Consider the following 5,934-nt stretch of genomic DNA (forward strand, 5'->3'; position numbering starts at 1 on the left):
TGGGAAGTGCTGTATGTATTGTCCCAAGGCACTGTGAAAATCATACATTAGAGACTTACCCACAAAGCTCTTGATCTCTACAACAATCTTCTGTCCCTGACGTTCTGCCGCAATTGGTTTTTCTGCTGCTAAGTCAGCGTAAAGTTCAGCATCTTCATATTTAATAAAGTAAGGATCATCTGTAATAGTCCAACCATCTTTTATCAATGCGTTCTTGACTTCATTATGGTATATATCTTTCGCTGGCATGGTATAACTATTGAGTAATAATATAACAGATGAAATAGCTTTAAAAATCACCAATATATTTGTGTTTTTACGTGGGATGTGGTAATTGGCAGCTTTCCAGAGGAATATGTTAATTGAGTTTAATTTCAGTATAGCATAAATTAAAATGTCAGAATCAGGATATCCAGGATTTGAGGATTTTCAGGATAAAAATAATATTCTCTTCGTGTGTTCCTGTGTTTTATGTTTCGCGCAAAGTCGCAAAGGGGCAAAGACGCAAAGAAGAAAGTAACTGTGAGAATAATAGAAAATTATCAAAATCCTATCATTCAATTACAATTAAATATCCTGTTAATCCTGAACTCGTTCCCAGACTCCGGCTGGGAATGGGAGTTTGAGGCTCTGCCTCAAATACAGTGAATATAGTGGAGGCTCTGCCTCCTGTGAGCATTCCCCAGCAGAGCCAGGGAACGAGGGAAATATAATGGAGGCTCTGCCTCCTGTGAGCATTCCCCAGCAGAGCCAGGGAACGAGGGAAAAATCTCACAATCACATCCTGTTAATCCTTAAATCCTGGACATCCTGATTCTGACAAAATAACAATTAACATCACCAAAGAAACTCCCTACAACTGTTTTAATACATCCATTATTTTTTCATAAGCAGCAGTATTCCCTTGAGCCTTGAACAATTGCGCTGCTCGTTGCAGGTCTTCTCTGGCTTTTTGTTTGTCACCAAGTTGATAATAAACAAGTCCCCGTCCGACGTAGGCTTGGGCATAGTTAGGATTAATCTTGATAGCTTGGTTGTAATCATCTATAGCTCCTTGCTTATCTCCTAATTCATTACGGACAACTCCCCGGTTGTTGTAGGCTTCGGCATAGTTAGGATTAATCTTGATAGCTTGGGTGTAATCATCTATAGCACCTTGCTTATCTCCTAATTGATAACGGACATTTCCCCGGTTGTAGTAGGCTTCGGCATCCTTAGGATTAAACTTGATAGCTAGGGTGTAATCATCTATTGCTCCTGGCTTATCTCCTAAATCATTACGGACATTTCCCCGGTTGTTGTAGGCTTGGGCAAGGTTAGGATTAATCTTGATAGCTTGGGTGTAATCATCTATTGCACCTGGCTTATCTCCTAAATCATCACGGACAACTCCCCGGTTGTAGTAGGCTTTGGCATAGTTAGGATTAATCTTGATAGCTTGGTTGAAATCATCTATAGCACCTTGCTTATCTCCTAAATCATTACGGACATTTCCCCGGTTGTTGTAGGCTTGGGCAAGGTTAGGATTAATCTTGATAGCTTGGGTGTAATCATCTATAGCACCTTGCTTATCTCCTAAATCATCACGGACATTTCCCCGGTTGTTGTAAAATGCTGCACGGGGACTGAGTTCAATGGCTTTTTTTATCGCTGCTGCTGCTTCTTTATAGTTTTTTAAATCACTTAGAACTACATACTTCTGATTATACAAATTAGGATTATTCGGCTGGAGTTGAATCGCTTCATTGATAGCTACTAAGGCTTTATCCAGTTGGTTTGATTGTCTATAGACTATACTTAAATAATTCCAAGCAGGAACAAACTCAGGTTTAAATTTCACTGCTAGTTCTAATGCAGTTATAGCCTCTGAACCTTTTCCACTCCAACCTAACGCCAAACCTTTGCCATAATAAGCCAGGTGAATAAACTCTGGTTTTTGCTTAATTGCTTCATCAAAAGCCTGTATTGCTTCTGGATAACGACGTAACCGCCACAGTTGATTTCCTCTTGCTAACCATTGACTGGCGGTAGTATTACTTTGAGATACATCTACTGATAAAATCGTTGTTTGAATAGACTTAACTTCTTGTGAATTTAGTTCTGGTGTTGGGGTGGTTTCTACCTTTTGTGCTTGGGTATTCAGTCGGGTAGCTAATGCCAAAAATGTACTCACCGGAATACCCAAACTATTACCTAATTGGATAGTTTCTTGACTACTACTATTATTATTATCAATAGCAGCTTCTCCCTCAGTTCTGCCATGAATACCAATTACCCGCCCTTGGGAATCTAAAACAGGTCCCCCACTCATGCCGCCAAAGGTGATACTACTATAAACTAATTCATATCCTCCTGTTAAGGAAGCTGCACTTTGGGCTGTACCAGAACTGTTATTGTTAAAGTCTGATTGGGTAGTGGCTAATAATCCTTCTTCTTTACCATAAATCTGTCCCAATGTGAACCGCCAAGGTGATTTTTCTCCTAACCTGGGATAACCCGCTGTGAACATATATTCATCATCTTTTATGGGATAATTTGCTAAAGTCGCAACTTGATAATTTTCCCGACTGGTGAATTTAACTACTGCTAAATCTACCCCCTCTTCTAATTTAATCGTGCTTGGTTCTACGGGATATTGTTTACCATCTACTGTGAGGATTTTATAGGTATTTGGCTCACATGGTCCTACTTTATCTGGTGGTTTACAAACTACATGAGCAGCAGTTAAAACGGTGTAAATATCTCCTTGTTTAGCGATAATAACCCCTGAACCATTACTACCGCTACTGCTATCAATTCTGACGGTAATTTGTTTAGCTTTTGCTTCTAATTCTCCTAACCACCCTGTTAATGGTACTTCTGCTATTGTCTGTTTAATATCTGGTATAGGTAAATTATAAGCGTTGAGAATTTCTGGTTTAACTTGAGCTAACACGGTTTTAATGGGTATTCCCCAACTGAGTTTTCTAAATTCTTGAATTTCTGGATTTGTGGGGCGTTTTCCGTTGGTATAAATATAAGCAGTATTGGACAAAGGATAGGAACTAATCCCATTAATTCCTATTAAATTTCCTGTATTACTAATAATTGCACCGCCACTCATTCCTTGTTGAATATCGCTGGTATAGCCAATTTCATAACCATCTTTTAAACTCGGTTGGGAGATGATTTGTTGTATTTTTCCTGTTGTCAATACTAATTTATCTTCAGATACAGCATATCCTGCGGACATAACTGGTGTTTCTAAGTTAATATCAAAGGAGGCGATTCTGTCAGCAATTTCTGATGGTAAACAATATTTTTGATTAGATGTAAATTCTACTATGGCTAAATCGAATTTATCAAAGTTAGTATTAGGTAAAATTTTAGCTGGATATTTTTGACCATCGGCTGTGATAATATTGATATTATTAATTCTTCTGACAACGTGGGAATTAGTCACTACTAAATAAGAGTTACCTTTTCTAGCGAAAATTGTCCCGGAAGCGCCTCTTTCTTTGTCTCTGACTCTAACTGTAATTTGTTTAGCAATGGTTTGTAATTGTGGGTCTGAATAAATACCGTTTTCTGGGTCTGCTGGTCGTAATTTGCACCTTTGTGAGGTCTGTGTAAGTAGTTTTGTTGTCTTGGTTTGGGTTTCTATTGCTGACACTGGATAAGGTAGCAGCAGTAAGCAGGAGATAATAGCGATTTGACGTTTCATGATTAGTTAAATAGTGTTTTTATCAGTAGTGATTTACCCCCCTTAATCCTCCCTTGTAAAAGGGGGAAACCGGAATCCTGTCCCCTCCCTTTTGCAAGGGGAGGGTTAGGGTGGGGTATTTTGTCACTTCGTCAAGGTGAGAAACCGGAATCCTGTCCCCTCCCTTTCGCAAGGGGAGGGTTAGGGTGGGGTATTTTGTTATTTAGAGATATTTTTGAGATATTCACCCAGATTTAAGTAAGTATTTTCACCTGAACTTTGCCAAGTTAGGTCTGAAGTTCTACCTTCTCTGATATCGTTAAGTTCGGCTAAAACTGTAGTGGGATTTACACCTGGTCTGACGCTAAATAAAATATTGTTTTTATTGCATTCACCAGGTTTAGCCGCACAGATAACTCCCAAACCATTCAACTTACCAGTAGTTAAATAATCTAATCGGCCTTGTTGGTAAAATTGCTGGAATTTTTTACTTACTTGTTCACAGCGTCTTTTAGGAGTCCATTCGCTACTGGGAAAAGAGTCAGATTTCCAAGCAATTATGGGTACATAAGGGTTAGGTTTTTTGTCGGGAACGAAGGCCATGGTGGTGGGAACTCTTTCCGTATTACCTTGGTAAGAAATTGAACGACAAGCAAAACTAACTTCTTGCTTGGGAATGTCTTGACTCAAACCGGGGTTAACACTCAGGGTAACTGTTAATGCGGTGAATGCTAAGGTATTAGTTAATGCTGGTAGTTGCATAATGTTTGACCTTTGATTACTGAATTTTGGTGATTATGGCGCTACTTTTTTTAAACTTTATAGGTGTTGGTGAGTGAAAATATGAATTTTTCTCACGCAGAGGCGCAGAGGCGCGGAGTTTGAGATATGGAATTTTTGATTTTCATGTCTCAATTCAGCAAGGCTACTTGATACACACATAACTGATTATATACTAATTTTTTGAAAATATTCAGATATTTACTCGGAAGTTAATTTTATGATACAATCCAATTTGATGGATTAATCCTGTACCTCTATCATGTACTATTGTACCCGACCGCACTGCCCTAGTCCCGAAAACCGTTTTCCTGACTCTCCAGATTCTCACGCTAAGTCGGGGATATTTTGTCAAGCTTGTGGAATGCCTCTAATATTAAGGGGGAAAAGAGGACATTATCAAACTATTAAACCTGTGGGAAAAGGAGGATTTGGCGCTGCTTTTCAAGCTATTGATTTAGATTCGGTGAATCAGCGTCAATGTGTAATCAAACGACTGAATATTAAAATTGATGAAATTCGAGAAGAATATAAGAACCCGGAAATTGTTGACAAAATTGTTGAAGGAATCAAAGCAGCTTTTGATCGAGAAGCTCAGGTTTTAGAATTTTTAGGTGATAATAGCGGGAATATTCCCACTTTATATGATTATTTTTCCTTTACCGCTCCTGCTTTTGGTCAACAAGAAGAACTTGAGTTTAAATATTTAGTACAACAGTATATTGAGGGTGAAAATCTATCTCAGGAACTCAGAAGAAAAGGTCGTTTTTCCGAAACAGAGATTTTAAATTTTTTAAAGCAAATTTTACCAGTTTTACAATTTATTCATGAGCAAAATTCTATCCATCGAGATATTAAACCTAGTAATATTGTTAGGGAAACAGCCACACAAAGACTATTTTTAATTGATTTTGGGGCGGTGAAACAAGTTGTTTCTGGTGAAACAAATATGAAAAAATCCGTACCTTTTTTTACGAAAGTCTACGCTTCTCCTGAACAAAGACCTGAAGAAGGAAGAATAGGAGAAATTTATCCGTCTAGTGATTTATATAGTTTGGCTGTTACTTGTCTGGAGTTACTCACAGCTACAACTCCCGTTGATTACCTTAACAATAATTACCAAAATTGGCGACAACAAGCTAGTAAAATTATTAGCCCTTCTCTAGCTAATATTTTAGATAAAATGCTCAAGGTTAATCCTAGACACCGTTTTCAATCAGCTGCAGAAGTTATGACGGCTGTAAATGAATATCGAATAACTACACCACGGACTGAACCACCGACAATTATTGATAAACAATTTAAAACATTTATTGATAAAAAACTTAAAACATTACAACCTTTACTGATCAAATCGGTGTTTTTAATAATTCCAATAATTGCTGGTGTGATAGGTGTTAATAGTTATTTGCAATCATCAACTAAAGTAGTAGAAGTAGTAGAGGTAGTAGAATATGCAAAATCTGGGATTA

At 37.9% G+C, this 5,934-nt stretch carries 4 protein-coding genes; 1 reads left to right on the plus strand and 3 read right to left on the minus strand.

The window, feature by feature from the left end; translation table 11 throughout:
* From ACIR310F_RS22940 to ACIR310F_RS22945, 3 genes are all read right to left on the minus strand, one after another.
* A partial coding sequence (locus ACIR310F_RS22940; RefSeq protein ID WP_231387590.1) for a XisH family protein occupies positions 1 to 249 on the minus strand: 249 nt, incomplete at its 3' end.
* Positions 250 to 853: 604 nt separating this feature from the next.
* Positions 854 to 3,703 (minus strand): tetratricopeptide repeat-containing S1 family peptidase, encoded by a 2,850-nt coding sequence (locus tag ACIR310F_RS0117310; protein WP_028084915.1) that lies wholly within the window; start codon positions 3,701 to 3,703, stop codon positions 854 to 856.
* 198 nt (positions 3,704 to 3,901) lie between these two features.
* Entirely contained in the window at positions 3,902 to 4,444 is a 543-nt protein-coding gene (locus ACIR310F_RS22945; RefSeq protein ID WP_051289718.1) for a COP23 domain-containing protein, read from the minus strand.
* A 280-nt stretch (positions 4,445 to 4,724) separates the two neighbouring features.
* Between ACIR310F_RS22945 and ACIR310F_RS23780 the strand changes: the two genes are divergently transcribed.
* On the plus strand, positions 4,725 to 5,934 hold a 1,210-nt coding region (locus ACIR310F_RS23780), incomplete at its 3' end, for a serine/threonine-protein kinase (RefSeq protein WP_231387591.1).

Origin of the sequence: Dolichospermum circinale AWQC310F, assembly GCF_000426925.1 — a bacterium.
Classification (GTDB): domain Bacteria; phylum Cyanobacteriota; class Cyanobacteriia; order Cyanobacteriales; family Nostocaceae; genus Dolichospermum; species Dolichospermum circinale.